Genomic DNA, 18,484 nt, shown 5'->3' with positions numbered 1-18,484 from the left:
AACTTCGCAGTCACTCGTCGACCGTTCAAACAGATCCCTGGAGCCTGACCACTGACCGAGAGGTGCCCCATGAGTCTGCTGCTTGAACCCTATACCCTGCGTCAACTGACCTTGATCAACCGCATTGCCGTGTCGCCCATGTGCCAGTACTCGTCGGTGGACGGGCTGGCCAATGACTGGCATCTGGTGCACCTGGGCAGCCGTGCCGTGGGCGGCGCCGGGCTGATCTTCACCGAGGCCACGGCGGTCACCGCCGACGGCCGGATCACCGCCCAGGACCTGGGGCTGTGGAACGACGACCAGATCGAACCCTTGCGCCGCATCACTCGTTTCATCAGTGCCCAGGGCGCCGTCGCCGGCATCCAGCTGGCCCATGCCGGGCGCAAGGCCAGCACTCACCGGCCCTGGCTCGGCAAGTCCGGCAGCGTCAAGCCCGAAGACGGGGGCTGGGTGCCGGTAGGGCCGTCGCGGATCGCCTTCGACCCGCAGCACACGCCACCGGCGCCACTGGACGAGCACCAGATCGCCGACGTCGTCCAGGCCTTCGTCGCCGCTGCCAAGCGGGCCCTGGAGGCCGGCTTCAAGGTGGTGGAAGTGCACGCCGCCCACGGCTATCTGCTGCACCAGTTTCTTTCGCCCCTGAGCAACCAGCGCCAGGACCGCTATGGTGGTTCGTTCGAGAACCGCATCCGCCTGGTACTGGAGGTGACCGAAGCGGTGCGCCAGGTCTGGCCGCAGGAGCTGCCGCTGTTCGTGCGGGTCTCGGCCACCGATTGGGTGGAAGACGGCTGGAACCCCGACGAAACCGTGGAACTGGCCAGGCGCCTCAAGGACCTGGGGGTGGACCTGATCGACGTGTCGTCCGGCGGTACGGCGGCCAATGCCGAGATCCCCACCGGCCCCGGCTACCAGACGCGCTTCGCCGAGCGGGTGCGCAAGGAGTCGGGAATCGCCACCGGCACCGTGGGCATGATCACCGAGCCGGCCCAGGCCGAGCACATCCTGCGTACCTGCCAGGCGGACATCATCCTGCTGGCCCGGGAGCTGCTGCGCGATCCCTACTGGCCGCTGCATGCCGACGACGACTTGGGCGGGCGCAACGCCACCTGGCCGGCGCAGTACCAGCGGGCGACCCACAGGGACCAGCCGATCCATGAATCGGACCTGCGGGACTGACCGTTTGCAGGCAAGAAAAACCGGCCAGTCAAGGAAGTGGTACGGGGTCGCCTCACCGGTAGGGCATCAAGGGTACTTGCGTTTCTCCGGGGCCGGCGGGAAGTACTGGTACAGCCAGGTCTCGCTCAGGGTGCGGTCGTTGGTGCGGATGAACAGCCGCAGTTCCACCGGGTCCACGCTGTCGTTGGTGGGGTACCAGTCGAAGAGGATGCGGTAGCCCTTGATCTCGTCCAGCACCAGTACGCTGAAGTCCTTGACCTGGCCGTTGGAGGCGGTGACCACCGGCTCGATGCCGGTGCCCGCCGGCAGGCGATCGAGGCCGCCGCCGGTGAAGTCCACGGCGAAGCGCCGCGCCCAGACAGGCGGATAGTGTTCGCCCGGAGCCCAACCCTCGACGAAGCCGCCCATACCCGAACGGGTGGCGTGGACCCGCGCCAGGGGCGTGCCCACCGGCGGTAGGGCGCTCCAGTAGAGCTTGTAGCCGTAGTTCAGCGAGTCGCCGGCGGCCACCGGTTTCTTCGGCGTCCAGAAGGCCACGATGTTGTCCATGGTCTCGCCGGTGGTGGGGATCTCCAAGAGGTCGACGCTGCCCTCGCCCCAGGCGGTGGTGGGTTCGACCCACAGGCTCGGGCGACGGCTGTACCAGTCCACGGTGTCCTGGTAGCTGGCAAAGTCATGGTCGGTCTGCACCAGGCCGAAGCCTTTCGGGTCCTTGTCGGCGAAGGCGTTGAATTGCAGGGTCGCCGGGTTGTTCAGCGGCCGGCAGATCCATTCGCCGTTGCCGCGCCACATGGCCAGGCGGTCGGAGTCGTGGATCTGCGGGTGGATGGTGTCGCACATGCGCCGCTCGTGGGTGCCGCAGCTGAACATGCTGGTCATCGGTGCGATGCCCAGTTGCTCGATGGCGGTACGCGCATTGATGTGGGCATCGACTTCCATCACCACGCGCTCGGCCTGGCAGTCGATGTCGAAGCGATAGGCGCCGGTGGCGCTCGGCGAGTCCAGCAGGGCATAGACCACGAAGCGGGTGCTGTCCTTGTCCGGGGTCTCGAACCAGAACTGGGTGAAGTCGGGGAATTCCTCGCGATGCTTGGCGTAGGTATCGATGGCCAGGCCCCGGGCCGAGAGGCCGTACTGGCCGGTGGCGTCCACTGCGCGGAAGTAGCTGGCGCCGAGGAACGACACCACGTCGTGTTTATCCAGCTCCGGCGCCTTGAACAGCTTGAACCCGGCGAAACCCAGGTCGCCCTTGAGCTGCGCGGTGTCGACGCGGGTGTTCTGGTAGTTGAACAGCGGCGGACGGAAATGCACCTCCCGCGACAGGCGGGTCTTGGGGTCGACGCTGTGCATGCGCACCGGCTGGCGAAAGCCCATGCCTACATGGAAGAACTGCACATCCAGCTGGCCGTTCAGGTCATTCCACAGCGAATGCTTGGCGTCGTACTGGATAGCGTTGAAGTCCTGCGGGGTCATCTGCGCCAAGGTCGGCGGCAGCACCTGCTTGGTGTCCACGTACTGCTTGGCGGCCAGTTGCCTGGCCTGGGCCTTGAGGCGCTCGAAGTCGAATGCCTGTGCCTCGCCATCGGCGGCACCGGTACCGGCCCAGGCTCGGGCGGCCAGCAGGCCGCTGGCCGAAAGGCCGGTATAGGCCGCCAGGGCCATGGACGCTTTGAGGAGATTCCTACGATGCATGGTTAAGCCTTGTACAGGGAAAGATCCGCAGCCGTTCTTGGCCGCTCGGGGGATCGCGTGGATGAGGTCCGGCCAAGCCGTTGGCCGAACCCGTATGACCTTAAACAGATGCTGCGTAGAATAATCGGTTCGCCCGGGGCAGAAAAATGATTAGCTTGTGTCCATAGGTAACGACTTAACCAGCCCTAGGAAATTGCCCCATGCTGCGCCTGCGACCACTTGTCGAAGACGAAATCGCCTTGCTCAAGACCATCGACCGTGCCGAGATCATCGAATCGTTCTACCGCCTGCAGGATGGAGAGCTGGTGCGTTATGCCCAGCATGAAGTGGTGACCGGTTGGCCGGCCGGGGAAGCCGAGCATGACGAGGTGATTTTGCAGCAGTGTCATCAGCGCGGCGGCTGGCTGCACGGGGCCTTCGACGACACGCGGCTGGTGGCGGCGGCGGTGGTGGATTGCCTGCCGATCGCCAACGCCGGACTGGACCTGCGCCAGCTCAAGTTCCTGCATGTGAGCCAGGGCTGGCGCGGTCGTGGCCTGGGCCGGCAGTTGTTCGCCCTGGCCCGGGAGCAGGCCCTGGCCATGGGCGGCCAGGGCCTGTACGTGTCGGCCACGCCGTCGCGGCATACGGTGGATTTCTACCAGGGCCTGGGTTGCCAGTTGCTGGACGTCCCGGACCCGGAGCTGTTGCGCCTGGAGCCCGAGGACATTCACCTGTACCTGCGCCTGGCCTAGGCCTGGCGGGGTTTGCTCCAGTTCGGCCAGGCGCCGATGGTCACCGCGCGCAGCAGCCATTCGCAAGGGCCGTACTGGTGGTGGCGCAGCCACAGGGCACTGAGTTGCATCTGCGCCAGGTAGATGGCGATCACCACCAGCGGCAAGGCCAGCGGTGGCAAATGGTTGACCAGCCCCAGCCCGTAACCGGTGAACAGCAGGCAGAGGATCACTGATTGCAGCAGGTAGTTGCTCAGGGACATGCGCCCCAGGGGCGCCAGGCGCCGGCACAGGCGCTGGCCCAGGGGTGAGTCGAAGGCCTTGAGCAGCAGCATGGCGTAGCTGGCCGAGAGCAGCGGCGCGGTCAACTGGCTGAGGCCATAGCCGATCAATTCCAGGCCACCACCGGGGGCATAGGCGGCCCAGTAGCCATAGAGCATGGCGCCGCCCAGGCCCAGGGGCAGGGTGCACGCCAGCAGCCATGGCAGCCGGGACGCAAAGCGATAGGGCGCCACCAGCAGTTCCTTGCGCCCGGCCACGTAGCCCAGCAGGAACATCGCCAGGGTGCTGGGCCCTTGCAGCAGCCACAGGGCCGAGGCGGTTTCCAGCAGGTGCGAAGCGTTGTAGGCCAGGGTCTCCAGCGCAGTGCCGCCCAAGGCCATGTCCTTGAGCAGCGATTCGCCGTCGGCCTTGCCGGTGTAGAGGCCGATTTCCAGCAGTTCGGCCCCCAGCAGCAGGAACATCAGCGTGCTGGCGATGACCAGCAGCAGCGCCAGTACCGCCGCCCACCTGGCCGATAGCCCGCGCAGCGCCAGCAGGATCAACCCGAGCAAGGCATACAGCGAAAGGATCTCGCCATAGAACAGCAGCGCACCGTGCACCAGGCCGATGACCAGCAGGGCCAGTTGCCGGCGCAACATGCGTGGCACGAAGGACGCCCCAGAACGTTCGGCGGAGCTCATCTGCAAGGTGAAGCTGTAGCCGAACAGGAAGGAGAACAGCAGGTAGAACTTGGCCTCGAAGAGGACCGACACCAGCCAGCGCACCAGGTGATCAAGGGCGCTGGAGTAGGCCGGGTTGCTGGTCGGCGAAGCGTAGTAGGGGTCGGCGAAGGACCAGATGTTCACCGCCAGGATGCCCAGCAGGGCGAATCCACGCAGGGCGTCCACATGTTGCAGGCGGGTCGGTGCCAGGCTCTGGGGTTGGGCCATGTTCAATCTCCCTGCAACAGGTGTAGGGCCAGTTGCCTCAAGACCGGAGCCTGGGCCTGGGGCGAGAACTGCGGGTCGACGGCAATGCGGGTGAACAGCCCGTCGATCAGCGCGGCCAGCCAGGTGGCGGCCTGCTCGGGGCACAGTTGAGGCCGGGTCAGGCCTTGTGCGCTGGCCTGGCGTACCAGCGCCGCCAGGCCGTCGCGCAGCACCAGGTCGTTTTGCCGTGCGTGCCATGCGATGTCCAGGTCGCGATGGCTGAGGGCGGCGATTTCCAGGGCCAGGCCGGTGTAGTGCGGATCTTCGGCCAGCTGGCAGACATGCTGGAGAAACCCCAGCAGGGCCGAGAGCGGTGCCTGTTCCAGCAGCAGCTGGTCCATGGCCTGCTGGATTTCCTGGCCTTCACGGGTGATCAACGCCAATAGCAGCGCTTGCTTGCTGGGGAAGTAGTGAAACAGGTTGCCGGCACTCATATCGGCCCGCAGGCAGATGTCCGCGGTGCGGGTGGCGGCATAGCCGCTTTCGGCGAAACAGCGGGCGGCGGCATCGAGCAGGGCGTTGCACCGGGCTTCGCGTTGCGCAAGGTTGGCAGGACGCATCCAATGGCCTTTTTAGTTAATTGAGCAGTCACTCAATTAACTCAGGCACGCAGGATCCGGGCAATGCAATTCTTGTTAAAAAGCGTCAATGAGGGTCGACACCGGCATCGGCCTGATCCCGGTTTCGAAGTCGTTCAGCCTTGCTGCCGGGCCGGTTCCGGCAGGCACTGGACCGGCTGCTTGGGCAGTTGGCCCTGGCTGGTGCTCCAAGTCAGGGGGGAGAGGCTGGGCAGGTAGTCGCGTTGCAGCGCTTGCTGGTAGCAGGCCACGGCCCGGTCCGGGTCCCTGGTGCCCCAGCGTCCGCTGGCCAGTGCGCTGGCGAGGGTGTTGTAGAGCACGCCTGCATCCAGCTTGCGCAGTGCCTGCATGACCACCGCTTCGGCCTTGACCGGGTCCTGGCAGCCTTCTTCCGGGCCATTGGCGTGCGGGTCGCAGTAGTACATGGACAGCATCAAGGCGGCCTCGGCGTCGCTCTGGGCGTAGGGCAGCAGCAACTTCTCCGGCTCCCCTGGCTTGAGTTCCGGGGCCATGCCCGAATATCCCAGGCTTACAGCTTGTACTGCGGCATTGGCCGAACCGTGGCGGGCGGCATCCAGCAAGATGCGCTGGCCCAGTTCGAAGAAATAAGTGGTCAGCGGATACTGCTCGCGGGCACCGTAGTCCAGGAACAGCTCGGCCTTGCGTACCTGGCGCTGGACCTCGGTCTCGCCGGGCGTTGCCTTCTGGTCCAGCAGGTCGCCCATGGACCATTGCTCCACCCGGACCAGTTGCCAGCAGCTGTCCTTCTCGAACACGAAGGCCTGGACCACATCGCCCTGGGCGTCATGCACGACCAGGGTCTCGCCCTCCCAGAAGGTTTGCAGGCCGCTCCAGGCCTGGGCCTGGGGGGCGAGCAGGGTCAGTTGCGGACGCTCGGCGCCTTCGCGCTTGTGTCGGATGGTGATTGCCCGGCCCCGTTCGTCATAGACCACGCGTTGCTCGACCATGGGCGAGCGGCTGAACGCTTGCTGCAGCTCGGGGCTGCTGGCAAAGGCCTGGGCGAAAGTCGGCAGGTCCGCGGATGGGCACGCCACCGGTTCGGCGCGAAGGCCTTGGGCAGCGCAGGCGAGCACCAGGCCCAAGGCGGCCAGGCTGTATTTGTGCTCAAGCATGGGCCAGCTCCAGGCGCTCGAAGCGTTGGCACAACCTTTGGGTCAGCCAGATGGCCAGCAGCGGTGGCACTGAGCTCAGGAAGCAGTAGACGTAGCCGCGTACCGGGTTGTCGGGAAACATCGCCCAGATATTGAACAGCACCAGGGCGGCCACCAGGCCCAGCTTGAACTTCCGGCTGGGCAGCAGGGCCAGCAGGGCGCTGACCAGGATCAGCAGGAAGAACGAGAATTGCGCCATCGGCTCCACCACCGCCGGATTGACCAGCTTGCGGTACAACGGGATGCCCCAGGCATGGGCCAGGTAGAACAACAGTACCGGCAGCGAGTGGACCGCCAGGCCGAGGCCGATGCGTACGACCTGGTCGCGGTTGCCCTGGTCGTGGTTCAGGCGACGGGCTCGCTGGCGGTCCAGCGAGGCCTTGATGGGGGTGTGACGAGACATGGCACGTCCTTACTGCCGGAGGTGTCTGGGAGGGCCGCTCAAGGGCACCAAAGGTTCATGGCGGCGGATAGTGCCGTAACTCCAGGCGCTAATCCAGCGCGGCAAAGCGCTGCTGGCAAGACCTGGCGCACGCAACATCCAGAAGCATTATCGCCCCCTGGGTCCGGGCACTTCTCTCTAGGCTTGCAACCTTAGGTGTCGACGTGCACTCGTTTTTCTTGGGAGGTGGCAGATGAATACCCGCGGCTTGCTCGACCAACTCTTGAAGTCGGGCCAGGAGCTTTTGCAGAACAAGGCGGGGGCGAGCCCGCAGGCCAAGCCCCAGGGCGATCCGGTGGGCCTGGGCGCCTTGCTTGGCGGCAAGACCGGCAACCTGGGCGGCCTGCTTTCCGGGGCTGGTGGCGGTGCGCTGGCCGCTGGGGCCATGGGCTTGTTGCTAGGCAACAAGAAGGCCCGCCACTTCGGCGGCAAGGCGCTGGCCTATGGTGGCCTGGCCGCGCTCGGGGTGCTGGCCTATAGGGCCTACGGCAATTGGCAGGCACAACAGGCTGGCGCGCCGGGCAATGAGCCGCAGACCCTCGATCGCTTGCCGGCGCAGCAGGCCGAACAGCATAGCCAGGCGATCCTCAAGGCCCTGGTGGCGGCGGCCAAGGCCGATGGCCATGTGGATGAGCGCGAGCGGTCGCTGATCGAAGGCGAGTTCAGCAAGCTGGACGACGATCCGCAGTTGCAGCGCTGGCTGCATGCTGAACTGAACAAGCCGCTGGACCCGGCGGATGTGGCTCGGGCTGCCAGCACTCCGGAAATGGCCGCCGAGATGTACCTGGCCAGCCTGCTGCTGGTGGATGACCAGCACTTCATGGAAAAGGCCTACCTGGAGGAGCTGGCGCGCCAACTGCAGTTGGCACCTGGGCTCAAGGCCGAGCTGGAGCGACAGGCACGCCAAGGCATGGCCTGAGGCAGCGAGCGGCCATGGATGGCGGTTCTGCCTGGGGAATTTGCCAAAATGCCCGGTCAGGGTGGATGGGGCTGCGCAATGCCGCTATCCAGAGCGGCTGAACCCATTGAGCAAAAGTCCTGCCTGTGTCGTTAAACCACCCATAAAACCCGGATCGTCCTCGGCTATACTCCCCCCATTTTTGAATGGGTTCGAGGGCTGGCTGTGAAGAACTGGACGTTGCGCCAACGCATTTTGGCGAGCTTTGCGGTGATCATCACCATCATGCTGCTGATGGTCGTCGTCTCGTACTCGCGGCTATTGAAAATCGAGGCCGGAGAGGAGCGCATGCGTTCCGATGCCATCCCGGGGGTCTATTTCAGTTCGATGATCCGTGGCTCGTGGGTCGACAGCTACTTGCGTACCCAGGCCATTCTCGGCCTGGACGAGGGCAAGGAAGTTACGGCGCAGGACGAGGCCGACTTCCAGGGTTTCGAACAGCGCCTGCAGAAGTACATGGCCAGCTACAAGGAAACCCTTCGTGGAGAGAGCGACCTGAGGGAGTTCAACGATTTCGAGAACTATCACCAGAGCCTGCTCAAGACCCTGGCCACGATCCTGGACCTGCATCGGCATAACCAGAATGCCGAAGCCATTCGCCTGTTCAATGAACAAATGACCCCCACCTGGGTCGCCGGTCGGATGAAGCTCAACGACATCATCGAAGAGAACAAGGGCGTGGCCGATTCGGCCGCTGCGCAGATCGACGACGCGGTGCTCGCCGCCAAGATCAGCATGGGCGTTTCGCTGCTGGTGGCGATCCTGGTGGCCGGCCTGTGCGGCCTGTTGCTGATGCGCGCGATATTGTCGCCGATGAACCGTATCGTCGATATCCTGGAAATCATGCGCACCGGCGACTTGAGCAGGCGTTTGAACCTGGAGCGCAAGGACGAATTCGGCGTGGTGGAAACCGGCTTCAACGACATGATGAGCGAACTTGCGACCCTGGTATCCCAGGCCCAGCGTTCGTCGGTGCAGGTCACCACCTCGGTGACCGAGATCGCCGCCACGTCCAAGCAGCAACAAGCCACGGCCACCGAGACCGCGGCAACTACCACCGAGATTGGCGCCACCTCGAGGGAAATCGCCGCCACCTCGCGGGACCTGGTGCGCACCATGACCGAAGTCTCCAGCGCCGCCGACCAGGCCTCGGTGCTCGCCGGCTCGGGCCAGCAGGGGTTGGCGCGGATGGAAGACACCATGCACTCGGTGATGGGCGCGGCGGACCTGGTGAATGCCAAGCTGGCGATCCTCAACGAGAAGGCCGGCAACATCAACCAGGTGGTGGTGACCATCGTCAAGGTCGCCGACCAGACCAACTTGCTCTCGCTCAACGCCGCGATCGAAGCGGAGAAGGCCGGCGAGTACGGGCGCGGTTTTGCCGTGGTGGCCACCGAAGTGCGGCGCCTGGCGGACCAGACGGCGGTCGCGACCTATGACATCGAGCAGATGGTCCGCGAGATCCAGTCGGCGGTGTCGGCGGGTGTCATGGGCATGGACAAGTTCTCCGAAGAGGTCCGGCGCGGCATGGCCGAAGTGCAGCAGGTGGGCGAGCAACTGTCGCAGATCATCCACCAGGTCCAGGCCCTGGCGCCGCGGGTGCTGATGGTCAACGAGGGCATGCAGGCCCAGGCCACCGGCGCCGAGCAGATCAACCACGCGCTGGTGCAGTTGGGCGATGCCAGCAGCCAGACCGTCGAGTCCCTGCGCCAGGCCAGCTTCGCCATCGATGAGCTGAGCCAGGTGGCCGTGGGCCTGCGTGGCGGCGTGTCGCGTTTCAAAGTCTGATGGACGAACTCGCGCACAAGCGCCATGGCGCTGCCGGGGCCAAGAGCGTCTTGTTCCTGGTCTTTCGCATCGGCGACGAGCGTTATGCGCTGCGTGCCGTGGACGTGGTGGAGGTATTGCCGCGCCTGCAGCTCAAGCCCATTGCCCAGGCCCCGGCCTGGGTGGCGGGTGTCTTCGCCTATCGTGGCGTGGTGGTCCCGGTCGTCGATTTATGCCAGCTGACCTTCGGCCGTCCGGCGCAGCAGCGCACCAGCACGCGGTTGGTGCTGGTGCACTATCACGGCGATGCCGGGCAGCCGGCCCGGGTGCTGGGGCTGTTGCTGGAGCAGGCCAACGACACCCTGCGCTGCGACCCGGCGCGGTTCCAGCCCTATGGCCTGGACAACTCCCAGGCGCCCTACCTGGGGCCGGTGCTGGAGGATGAGCAGGGCCTGTTGCAGTGGGTACGAGTCGACGACCTGCTGGGAGCGCCGGTCCGCGACTTGCTGTTTCCCGATCCGCCGCCGGACCCGGCCGCACTCGAGGAGCTTCGATGAGCGGCGAACAACGGTTCTTCGATTTCCTCAAGGAACGTATCGGCCTGGATGTCGCCTCCGTGGGGCCGGCGATCATCGAGCGGGCGTTGCGCCAGCGCTGCAACGCCTTGCATATCCATGGCAGCGACGAGTACTGGCAGCGGTTGCAGGGCTCGCGGGAAGAACAGCAGGCCCTGATCGAGGCGGTTATCGTTCCCGAGACCTGGTTCTTCCGTTACCCGGAATCCTTCTCCACCCTGGTCAAGCTGGCCACCGCGCGCCTGGCGCAGCTCAAGGGCATGCGTGCCCTGCGCCTGTTGAGCCTGCCCTGTTCCACCGGCGAGGAGCCCTATTCGATCGCCATGGCCCTGCTGGACGGCGGCCTGGCGCCCCATCAGTTCAAGGTCGATGGCCTGGACGTCAGTCCGTTGTCGGTGGAGCGCGCCAGGAACGCGGTCTACGGCAAGAACTCCTTCCGTGGCCAGGACATCGGCTTTCGTGAGCGGCATTTCGTCGCCGAGGACGAGCGCTATCGCCTGAGCGAGCGGGTGCGCGAGCAGGTGCGCCTGCAAGTGGGCAACGTGATGGAGCCAGGGTTGCTGGCCGCCGAGCCGGCCTTCGACTTCGTCTTTTGCCGCAACCTGCTGATCTATTTCGACCAGCCGACCCAGCGCCAGGTGTTCGAGGTGCTCAAGCGCCTCACCCACGAGGAGGGCGTGCTGTTCATCGGACCGGCCGAGGGCAGCCTGCTGGGGCGCCTGGGCATGCGCTCGATCGGCATTCCCCAGTCCTTCGCCTTCCGGCGCCACAACGAGCCCGAGCCGGTGCTGGCGCAACCCATGCCGCCGCCACTGCCGATTCCGTCTCGCAATGTCGTGCCGCCGGCGCCGCGCCACCGTCCTTTCGCCAGCCGCCTGGCGTCCTTGCCGGCGGTGGAGCCCGCGCCGCCCGCCAGCGATGCCGCCAGCCTGCTGGCCAGCATCGCCACGCTGGCCAACGAGGGCAAGAGCGCCGAGGCCCGCGCCGCTTGCGAGCGCTATCTGCGCGAGCATGAGCCGGCGGCCCAGGTGTTCTACTGGCTGGGCCTGCTCAGCGATGTTTCCGGCAACGCCATGGAGGCCCAGGGTTTCTATCGCAAGGCCTTGTACCTGGAGCCGCAGCATCCCGAGGCCCTGGCCCACCTGGCGGCGTTGCTGGCCTCCCAGGGCGATGCGGCTGGCGCCCAACGCTTGCAGGAACGCGCGGCCCGTAGTTCGCGCACCGCCGACAGTGAGTTGAAACGATGAGCCATCCCTATTCATTGGACGTGACCCGTGAAGATGCGCAGGTCATCGATGACTGCTGGAACCGCATCGGTATCCATGGCGACAAGTCCTGTCCTCTGTTGGCCGAGCACATCCATTGCCGCAACTGTTCGGTGTATTCGGCTGCCGCCACGCGCCTGCTGGACCGTTATTCGTTGCGCCAGCAGGACCGTGAGCGCTCGGTGGCCGAGGAAACCGACAGCGATGTGGCCAGCCGCTCGCTGCTGATGTTCCGTCTTGGCGAGGAATGGCTGGGGTTGCCTACCCGCTGTCTGTTGGAAGTGGCGCCGCAACAGGCGATCCATTCCCTGCCGCACCAGCGTTCACGAGCCTTGCTGGGGGTGGCCAATGTCCGCGGGGCGTTGGTGGCCTGCCTGTCGTTGACCGAGTTGCTGGGGCTCGACAGCTCACCGGCGATAGCCTCCAGTGCCCGGGTGATGCCGCGGATGCTGATCATCGGTGCCGAAGGCGGCCCGGTGGTGGTTCCGGTGGACGAGGTGCATGGCATCCATGCCATCGAGGAACGCATCCTCGACAACGCTTCGGCGTCCGGCGACCAGGCCAATGCCAAATACACCCGTGGCGTGTTGCAATGGCAAGGACGCAGCTTGCGCTTGCTGGATGAAGAGCAATTGCTCTCGGCCGTGACCCGGAGCCTGACATGACCCCCGATCAAATGCGCGACGCCTCGCTGCTGGAGCTGTTCAGCCTGGAAGCCGAGGCCCAGACCCAAGTGCTCAGCGCCGGGTTGCTGGCCCTGGAGCGTAACCCGACCCAGGCCGACCAGCTGGAGGCTTGCATGCGTGCGGCCCACTCCCTCAAGGGCGCGGCCCGGATCGTCGGGATCGATGCCGGTGTCAGCGTCGCCCATGTCATGGAGGATTGCCTGGTCAGTGCCCAGGAAGGGCGCCTTTATCTGCAACCCGAGCACATCGACGCCTTGCTCCAGGGCACCGACCTGCTGATGCGCGTCGCCACTCCAGGCGGTGCCGAACTGGTGGCCCCGGATATCCAGGCCTATGTGGCGCTGATGGAGCGCTTGTTGACCCAGGGGCCTGGCGCGCCGCAGCTGGCAGCGCCAGGCGTGCCGGCGCCTGTTGCGGTGGGCCTGCCGGAATTGTTGCTCGAGCCCAGGCTGCAGATGCCGGAGCCTGCGCCGACGCTGGCCGACCTCGAGCCTGAAGCGCAGGCACCTGACGAGCCAGCCCAGGAACCGGTCCCGGGCCTGCGCCGTGGCCGGCGGGTCACCGATGGCGGTGAGCGGGTGCTGCGGGTCACCGCCGAACGGCTCAACAGCTTGCTGGATCTGTCCAGCAAGTCCCTGGTGGAAACCCAGCGGCTCAAGCCCTACCTGGCCACCCTGCAGCGTCTCAAGCGGATCCAGAACAACAGCCTGGCGGCCCTGGAGAACCTCAACCTGCATCTGAAGGAGCATGCCCTGGGCCTTGAGGCCCAGGAGGCGCTGGCGGATGCGCGGCGGTTGCTGGCCGAGTCCCAGCAGCTGCTGGCGGAAAAGACCGCCGAGCTCGATGAGTTCGGCTGGCAGGCGAGCCAGCGCGCCCAGGTGCTCTACGACACGGCCCTGGCCTGCCGGATGCGGCCCTTCGCCGATGTGCTGGGCGGCCAGGTCCGCATGGTCCGGGACCTGGGGCGCAGCCTGGGCAAGCAGGTGCGCCTGGAGATCGAGGGTGAAAAGACCCAGGTCGACCGCGACGTGCTGGAAAAGCTCGAGGCACCGCTGACCCATTTGTTGCGCAATGCCGTCGACCACGGCATCGAACTGCCCGAGCAGCGCTTGCTGGCGGGTAAACCGGCCGAGGGGGTGATTCGCCTGCGGGCCTCGCACCAGGCCGGGTTGCTCGTGCTGGAGTTGAGCGACGACGGACATGGCGTGGACCTGGAGCGCTTGCGCCTGAGCATCGTCGAGCGTCATCTATCGCCGGCCGAAACTGCCGCCCAGCTCAGCGAGGAGGAGTTGCTGACGTTCCTGTTCCTGCCGGGTTTCAGCCTGCGGGACAAGGTCACGGAGGTTTCCGGCCGGGGCGTCGGCCTGGATGCGGTGCAGCACATGGTGCGCCAGCTGCGTGGGGCGGTGGTGCTGGAGCAGGTCAGCGGCCAAGGCAGTCGCTTCCACCTAGAGGTGCCGTTGACCCTGTCGGTGGTGCGCAGCCTGGTGGTGGAGGTGGGGGGCGAAGCCTATGCCTTCCCGCTGGCCCATATCGAGCGCATGCGCGACCTGGAGCCGGAGGACATCGTCCAGGTGGAAGGGCGCCAGCATTTCTGGCACGAGGGCCGGCATGTCGGCCTGGTGGCCGCCAGCCAACTGTTGCAGCGGCCGGCGACCCAGGATGGCGCGGCTACCTTGAAGGTGGTGGTGATCCGCGAGCGCGAGGCGGTGTACGGCATCGCCGTGGAGCGCTTCATCGGCGAGCGGACCCTGGTGGTGCTGCCGCTGGACGAGCGCCTGGGCAAGATCCAGGACATTTCCGCCGGTGCCCTGCTGGATGACGGCCGGGTGGCGTTGATCGTCGATGTCGAGGACATGCTGCGCTCGGTGGACAAGCTGCTCGACACCGGTCGCCTGGAGCGCATCGCCCGGCATCACCAGCAACATGCCCAGGCTGCGCGCAAGCGGATCCTGGTGGTCGACGACTCGCTGACGGTGCGCGAACTGCAGCGCAAGCTGCTGATCAATCGCGGCTACGACGTGGCCGTGGCCGTGGACGGCATGGACGGCTGGAATGCCCTGCGTTCGGAAAGCTTCGACCTGCTGATCACCGACATCGATATGCCGCGCATGGATGGGATCGAACTGGTCACGCTGCTGCGTCGTGACAATCGCCTGCAGTCGTTGCCGGTGATGGTGGTGTCCTACAAGGATCGTGAGGAAGACCGGCGTCGTGGACTGGATGCCGGTGCCGACTATTATCTAGCCAAGGCCAGTTTCCATGACGACGCCCTGCTGGATGCGGTGGTGGAACTGATTGGAGGAGCGCGGGCGTGAAGATAGCGATAGTCAATGACATGCCCATGGCGGTGGAGGCGCTGCGCCGGGCGCTGGCCTTCGACCCCAGCCATGAGGTGGTCTGGGTCGCCACCAACGGGGCGGAAGCGGTGCAGTACTGCGCCGAGCTGACCCCGGACCTGATCCTGATGGACCTGATCATGCCGGTGATGGACGGGGTCGAGGCCACGCGGCGGATCATGGCCGAGTCGCCCTGCGCCATCGTCATTGTCACCGTCGACCGCCAGCAGAACGTGCACCGGGTGTTCGAGGCCATGGGCCACGGCGCCCTGGATGTGGTCGATACGCCGGCGGTGGGGGCGGGCAACGCCCAGGAGGCGGCGGCGCCGTTGCTGCGCAAGATCCTCAATATCGGCTGGCTGATCGGCCAGAGTGGCAGTCGCGTGCGTTCCGCGCCGCAACCCCTGCGCAACGGTGTGGCACGCCGCAGCCTGGTGGCCATCGGTTCCTCGGCCGGCGGGCCGGCAGCCCTGGAAGTGTTGCTCAAGGGCTTGCCAAAGGACTTTCCCGCCGCCATCGTGCTGGTCCAGCATGTCGACCAGGTGTTCGCCGCGGGCATGGCCGAGTGGCTCAGCAGTGCATCGGGGTTGCCAGTGCGCCTGGCCCGGGAAGGGGAACCGCCACAAAGCGGCACGGTGCTGCTGGCGGGCACCAACCATCACATCCGCCTGTTGAAGAACGGCACGCTGGCCTATACCGCCGAGCCGGTGAACGAGATATACCGACCCTCCATCGACGTATTTTTTGAAAGTGTCGCCAGTTACTGGAATGGCGATGCGGTGGGCGTGTTGCTGACGGGCATGGGCCGAGATGGCGCCCAGGGCTTGAAGCTGATGCGCGATCAGGGTTATCTGACCATCGCTCAGGACCAGAACAGCAGCGCGGTGTATGGCATGCCCAAGGCGGCCGCTGCCATCGGCGCCGCCGCAGAGATTCGCCCACTGGACAAGATCGCTCCACGTTTGCTGGAGATATTCGCCAAATGACTGATAAACGCAGCTGTCCTGGCCAGGTAGCACTTCAGGTGACAACCCATGAATGATTTACAGCTCGACGAATTCAAGACCGACGAAAACGCCGCCATGGTGTTGCTGGTGGACGACCAGGCCATGATCGGCGAGGCGGTTCGGCGTGGGTTGGCGAACGAGGAAAACATCGACTTCCACTTCTGCGCCGATCCGCACCAGGCCATTGCCCAGGCCATTCGCATCAAGCCCACGGTGATTCTCCAGGACCTGGTGATGCCGGGCCTGGACGGCCTGACCCTGGTGCGCGAGTACCGCAACCATCCGGCGACCCAGAACATCCCGATCATCGTCCTGTCCACCAAGGAAGACCCGCTGATCAAGAGCGCGGCCTTCGCCGCCGGGGCCAACGACTACCTGGTCAAGCTGCCGGACAACATCGAGCTGGTGGCACGCATCCGCTATCACTCGCGTTCCTACATGACCCTGTTGCAGCGGGACGCCGCCTACCGGGCGCTGCGGGTCAGCCAGCAACAGCTGCTGGACACCAACCTGGTGCTGCAGCGGCTGATGAACTCCGACGGCCTGACCGGGCTGTCCAACCGCCGGCACTTCGACGAGTACCTGGAGCTGGAATGGCGCCGGGCCATGCGTGAGCAGACCCAGCTGTCGCTGCTGATGATCGACGTCGACTACTTCAAGACCTACAACGATACCTTCGGCCACCTGGAGGGCGACGAAGCCCTGCGCAAGGTGGCCGCGGCGATCCGCGAGGCCAGCAGCCGGCCATCCGACCTGCCGGCGCGCTACGGCGGCGAGGAGTTCGTGCTGGTGCTGCCCAATACCTCGCCGGGTGGTGCGCGCCTGGTGGCCGAGAAGCTGCGCCAGACCGTCGAGGCCCTGAAAATCCCCCATATCGCGCCGGTGGAAGGGGCTAGCCTGACCATCAGCATCGGCCTGTCGACCATCACCCCGCAGCCCAACAGCCATTGCCGGCAATTGATTTCAGCGGCGGACAAGGGCCTCTATCTGGCCAAGAACAATGGGCGCAATCAGGTGGGGATCGAATAACCGCTTCAGTTGCCGGGCTGTTGGTCCCTGGGTACTTCGATAAAGGTATCGGGGAACAGGTAATAGCAATGGCTCGAGGTTTGCGAGCAGGTCAGCAGCACGGCTTCGACTCTGTACTGGACATGGGTGTTGAGTTTTCCAGCGCTGAACAGATTGCCGATCAGGTTGCTTGCGGCGATGGGATAGTCACCGAAGGCGTAGCGCCAGTGGCCATTTCTGTGGGCGTTGACCCAGGTGGCGCTGAACTGCGCCTGCAGCCATCGGGTTCGCGGGCCCACGGTGTTTTCCATGGCGCGGGTGCGGTAGTAGATCCACCACCAGAGAAACACCGCCAGAAGCACGGCCAGGGCCCAGGCCAGCAGCGGGTGGAGGAACAGGCCGAGGCCCAGCAGCGGTATGGCGGCGAACAGGCTGAGGATGAAGTACACCACTGCCCGCGAGCCCCTCAGGTTGCGCCTTTCCCGGGCAAGGATGTAGCGGATCTCTGCATCAGTGAGGGTTCTTTCCATGAGGGGCGCTTGCGGTTTCTGCTGGTAGTGGGAAATAGGCAATGAAGCCTGAGCCGGATTATAGAGCTCCCGATATGCCGGTTGGCGTGGCTATTCGTTGTTAAAGCCGCCAAGCGGGCTGCCGCCATTCGGTGATTCCGTTATAATCGCCGGCTTTCAAAAGTTCGCCAACGAGTGCTGCCATCCATGGAAATCAACCCGATCCTGAATACCATCAAGGACCTGACCGAGCGTTCCCAGTCCATTCGGGGGTATCTTTGACTACGATCAAAAGCATGACCGCCTGATCGAAGTCAACCGCGAGCTGGAAGACCCCAACGTCTGGAACAAGCCCGAGTACGCCCAGGCACTGGGGCGTGAGCGCTCCATGCTGGCACAGGTCGTCGAGACCCTGGACAAGCTGTCCGGTGGCCTCGCGGACTGCAAGGACTTGCTCGACATGGCCGTCGAAGAGAATGACGAAGGCGCCGTGAGCGACGTCGAGACCGAGCTGCAGGGCCTGGAAGAAGCCCTGGCCCAGCTTGAGTTCCGTCGCATGTTCAGTGGCGAGATGGACATGAACAACGCCTACCTGGACATCCAGGCCGGCTCCGGTGGCACCGAGGCCCAGGACTGGGCCAACATCCTGCTGCGCATGTACCTGCGCTGGGCCGACAAGCGCGGTTTCGACGCCACCATCATGGAACTGTCCGAGGGTGACGTCGCCGGCATCAAGGGCGCCACCGTGCATATCAAGGGCGAGTACGCCTTCGGCTGGCTGCGTACCGAAATCGGCGTGCACCGCCTGGTGCGCAAGAGCCCGTTCGACTCCGGCGCCCGTCGCCACACTTCGTTCTCGGCGGTATTCGTCTCGCCCGAGATCGACGACAAGGTCGAGATCGAGATCAACCCGTCCGACCTGCGCATCGATACCTACCGCTCCTCCGGCGCCGGCGGCCAGCACGTGAACACCACCGACTCGGCGGTGCGGATCACCCACGTGCCGACCAACACCGTGGTCAGCTGCCAGAACGAACGTTCCCAGCACGCCAACAAGGACACCGCCATGAAGATGCTGCGGGCCAAGTTGTACGAGCAGGAAATGCAGAAGCGCAACGCCGCTTCGCAGGCCTTGGAAGACACCAAGTCGGACATCGGCTGGGGCCACCAGATCCGTTCCTACGTACTGGATGACTCGCGCATCAAGGACCTGCGCACCGGCGTCGAGCGCAGCGACTGCCAGAAGGTCCTGGACGGCGACCTCGACCAATACCTGGAAGCGAGCCTCAAGCAGGGGCTGTAAACCGCACACCACCGCCGCGATACCGGCCATTGCCGGTATCGCGT

General features: G+C 65.3%; 17 protein-coding genes. 11 read left to right on the top strand and 6 right to left on the bottom strand.

The window, feature by feature from the left end; genetic code table 11:
* Nucleotides 1–69 precede the first annotated feature (69 nt).
* Entirely contained in the window at nt 70–1,176 is a 1,107-nt protein-coding gene (locus CAG11_RS09990) for an NADH:flavin oxidoreductase/NADH oxidase (protein WP_085596191.1), read from the top strand.
* A gap of 66 nt (nt 1,177–1,242) precedes the next feature.
* Here the strand turns inward: CAG11_RS09990 and CAG11_RS09985 are convergent, their stop codons facing one another.
* A complete protein-coding gene (locus CAG11_RS09985) occupies nt 1,243–2,868 on the bottom strand; it encodes a glucan biosynthesis protein D (RefSeq protein WP_085596190.1) in 1,626 nt (541 codons plus the stop codon).
* A gap of 200 nt (nt 2,869–3,068) precedes the next feature.
* Between CAG11_RS09985 and CAG11_RS09980 the strand changes: the two genes are divergently transcribed.
* Nucleotides 3,069–3,602 (top strand): GNAT family N-acetyltransferase, encoded by a 534-nt coding sequence (locus tag CAG11_RS09980; RefSeq protein ID WP_085596189.1) that lies wholly within the window; start codon nt 3,069–3,071, stop codon nt 3,600–3,602.
* On the opposite strand, the gene CAG11_RS09975 is transcribed toward CAG11_RS09980, so the two are convergent.
* The 4 genes from CAG11_RS09975 to CAG11_RS09960 all read right to left on the bottom strand — a co-directional run bounded on the left by CAG11_RS09975 (nt 3,599) and on the right by CAG11_RS09960 (nt 6,984).
* Complete coding sequence (locus CAG11_RS09975; RefSeq protein WP_085596188.1) at nt 3,599–4,792, bottom strand: DUF418 domain-containing protein; 1,194 nt, start codon at nt 4,790–4,792, stop codon at nt 3,599–3,601. The genes CAG11_RS09980 and CAG11_RS09975 overlap by 4 nt on opposite strands.
* Nucleotides 4,793–4,794: 2 nt before the next feature.
* The gene (locus tag CAG11_RS09970; protein WP_085596187.1) at nt 4,795–5,391 is read right to left on the bottom strand and encodes a TetR/AcrR family transcriptional regulator; all 597 of its coding nucleotides are present in this window, start codon (nt 5,389–5,391) and stop codon (nt 4,795–4,797) included.
* A gap of 134 nt (nt 5,392–5,525) precedes the next feature.
* Nucleotides 5,526–6,542, bottom strand: a complete 1,017-nt coding sequence (locus tag CAG11_RS09965; RefSeq protein WP_085596186.1) for a hypothetical protein — start codon at nt 6,540–6,542, stop codon at nt 5,526–5,528.
* Entirely contained in the window at nt 6,535–6,984 is a 450-nt protein-coding gene (locus tag CAG11_RS09960) for a hypothetical protein (protein WP_256578558.1), read from the bottom strand. The genes CAG11_RS09965 and CAG11_RS09960 overlap by 8 nt, the downstream gene beginning before the upstream one ends.
* A gap of 232 nt (nt 6,985–7,216) precedes the next feature.
* On the opposite strand from CAG11_RS09960, the gene CAG11_RS09955 reads away from it, so the two are divergent.
* The 8 genes from CAG11_RS09955 to CAG11_RS09920 all read left to right on the top strand — a co-directional run bounded on the left by CAG11_RS09955 (nt 7,217) and on the right by CAG11_RS09920 (nt 16,649).
* The gene (locus CAG11_RS09955; protein WP_085596185.1) at nt 7,217–7,942 is read left to right on the top strand and encodes a tellurite resistance TerB family protein; all 726 of its coding nucleotides are present in this window, start codon (nt 7,217–7,219) and stop codon (nt 7,940–7,942) included.
* A gap of 204 nt (nt 7,943–8,146) precedes the next feature.
* The gene (locus CAG11_RS09950) at nt 8,147–9,769 is read left to right on the top strand and encodes a methyl-accepting chemotaxis protein (RefSeq protein WP_085596184.1); all 1,623 of its coding nucleotides are present in this window, start codon (nt 8,147–8,149) and stop codon (nt 9,767–9,769) included.
* A complete protein-coding gene (locus CAG11_RS09945; protein ID WP_085596183.1) occupies nt 9,769–10,305 on the top strand; it encodes a chemotaxis protein CheW in 537 nt (178 codons plus the stop codon). Before CAG11_RS09950 ends, CAG11_RS09945 begins: the two co-directional genes overlap by 1 nt.
* Nucleotides 10,302–11,570, top strand: coding sequence for a protein-glutamate O-methyltransferase CheR (locus CAG11_RS09940; RefSeq protein ID WP_085596182.1), 1,269 nt, complete (start codon nt 10,302–10,304; stop codon nt 11,568–11,570). The genes CAG11_RS09945 and CAG11_RS09940 overlap by 4 nt, the downstream gene beginning before the upstream one ends.
* On the top strand, nt 11,567–12,253 hold the full coding sequence (locus CAG11_RS09935) for a chemotaxis protein CheW (protein ID WP_085596181.1): 687 nt from the start codon (nt 11,567–11,569) through the stop codon (nt 12,251–12,253). Before CAG11_RS09940 ends, CAG11_RS09935 begins: the two co-directional genes overlap by 4 nt.
* The gene (locus CAG11_RS09930; RefSeq protein ID WP_085596180.1) at nt 12,250–14,592 is read left to right on the top strand and encodes a hybrid sensor histidine kinase/response regulator; all 2,343 of its coding nucleotides are present in this window, start codon (nt 12,250–12,252) and stop codon (nt 14,590–14,592) included. The genes CAG11_RS09935 and CAG11_RS09930 overlap by 4 nt, the downstream gene beginning before the upstream one ends.
* On the top strand, nt 14,589–15,599 hold the full coding sequence (locus tag CAG11_RS09925; protein ID WP_085596179.1) for a chemotaxis response regulator protein-glutamate methylesterase: 1,011 nt from the start codon (nt 14,589–14,591) through the stop codon (nt 15,597–15,599). Before CAG11_RS09930 ends, CAG11_RS09925 begins: the two co-directional genes overlap by 4 nt.
* A 48-nt stretch (nt 15,600–15,647) precedes the next feature.
* A complete protein-coding gene (locus CAG11_RS09920; RefSeq protein WP_085596178.1) occupies nt 15,648–16,649 on the top strand; it encodes a PleD family two-component system response regulator in 1,002 nt (333 codons plus the stop codon).
* Between the two features lie 5 nt (nt 16,650–16,654).
* On the opposite strand, the gene CAG11_RS09915 is transcribed toward CAG11_RS09920, so the two are convergent.
* The gene (locus CAG11_RS09915; protein ID WP_085596177.1) at nt 16,655–17,158 is read right to left on the bottom strand and encodes a hypothetical protein; all 504 of its coding nucleotides are present in this window, start codon (nt 17,156–17,158) and stop codon (nt 16,655–16,657) included.
* A 186-nt stretch (nt 17,159–17,344) separates the two neighbouring features.
* On the opposite strand from CAG11_RS09915, the gene prfB reads away from it, so the two are divergent.
* Nucleotides 17,345–18,440, top strand: a protein-coding gene (gene prfB, locus CAG11_RS33135) for a peptide chain release factor 2 (protein ID WP_103324112.1) whose coding sequence is annotated in 2 segments (ribosomal slippage) — nt 17,345–17,416 and nt 17,418–18,440 — 1,095 coding nt in all. Because the reading frame shifts where the segments join, the coding sequence is not laid out codon by codon here.
* Nucleotides 18,441–18,484 lie beyond the last annotated feature (44 nt).

Source organism: Pseudomonas sp. B6(2017) (assembly GCF_002112765.1).
GTDB classification, from domain to species: domain Bacteria; phylum Pseudomonadota; class Gammaproteobacteria; order Pseudomonadales; family Pseudomonadaceae; genus Aquipseudomonas; species Aquipseudomonas piscis.
The sequence above is the reverse complement of the archived record's forward strand: the minus strand, read 5'-3'. Positions and strand labels throughout refer to the sequence as shown.

What these genes read in the sequence shown, in the direction of transcription:
- CAG11_RS09985 (WP_085596190.1), bottom strand. Translation starts at nt 2,868, where the DNA reads ATGCATCGTAGGAATCTCCTCAAAGCGTCCATGGCCCTGGCGGCCTAT.
- CAG11_RS09965 (WP_085596186.1), bottom strand. Translation starts at nt 6,542, where the DNA reads ATGCTTGAGCACAAATACAGCCTGGCCGCCTTGGGCCTGGTGCTCGCC.
- CAG11_RS09990 (WP_085596191.1), top strand. Translation starts at nt 70, where the DNA reads ATGAGTCTGCTGCTTGAACCCTATACCCTGCGTCAACTGACCTTGATC.
- CAG11_RS09920 (WP_085596178.1), top strand. Translation starts at nt 15,648, where the DNA reads ATGAATGATTTACAGCTCGACGAATTCAAGACCGACGAAAACGCCGCC.
- CAG11_RS09945 (WP_085596183.1), top strand. Translation starts at nt 9,769, where the DNA reads ATGGACGAACTCGCGCACAAGCGCCATGGCGCTGCCGGGGCCAAGAGC.
- CAG11_RS09940 (WP_085596182.1), top strand. Translation starts at nt 10,302, where the DNA reads ATGAGCGGCGAACAACGGTTCTTCGATTTCCTCAAGGAACGTATCGGC.
- CAG11_RS09960 (WP_256578558.1), bottom strand. Translation starts at nt 6,984, where the DNA reads ATGTCTCGTCACACCCCCATCAAGGCCTCGCTGGACCGCCAGCGAGCC.
- CAG11_RS09955 (WP_085596185.1), top strand. Translation starts at nt 7,217, where the DNA reads ATGAATACCCGCGGCTTGCTCGACCAACTCTTGAAGTCGGGCCAGGAG.
- CAG11_RS09980 (WP_085596189.1), top strand. Translation starts at nt 3,069, where the DNA reads ATGCTGCGCCTGCGACCACTTGTCGAAGACGAAATCGCCTTGCTCAAG.
- CAG11_RS09915 (WP_085596177.1), bottom strand. Translation starts at nt 17,158, where the DNA reads ATGGAAAGAACCCTCACTGATGCAGAGATCCGCTACATCCTTGCCCGG.
- CAG11_RS09935 (WP_085596181.1), top strand. Translation starts at nt 11,567, where the DNA reads ATGAGCCATCCCTATTCATTGGACGTGACCCGTGAAGATGCGCAGGTC.
- CAG11_RS09975 (WP_085596188.1), bottom strand. Translation starts at nt 4,792, where the DNA reads ATGGCCCAACCCCAGAGCCTGGCACCGACCCGCCTGCAACATGTGGAC.
- CAG11_RS09930 (WP_085596180.1), top strand. Translation starts at nt 12,250, where the DNA reads ATGACCCCCGATCAAATGCGCGACGCCTCGCTGCTGGAGCTGTTCAGC.
- CAG11_RS09970 (WP_085596187.1), bottom strand. Translation starts at nt 5,391, where the DNA reads ATGCGTCCTGCCAACCTTGCGCAACGCGAAGCCCGGTGCAACGCCCTG.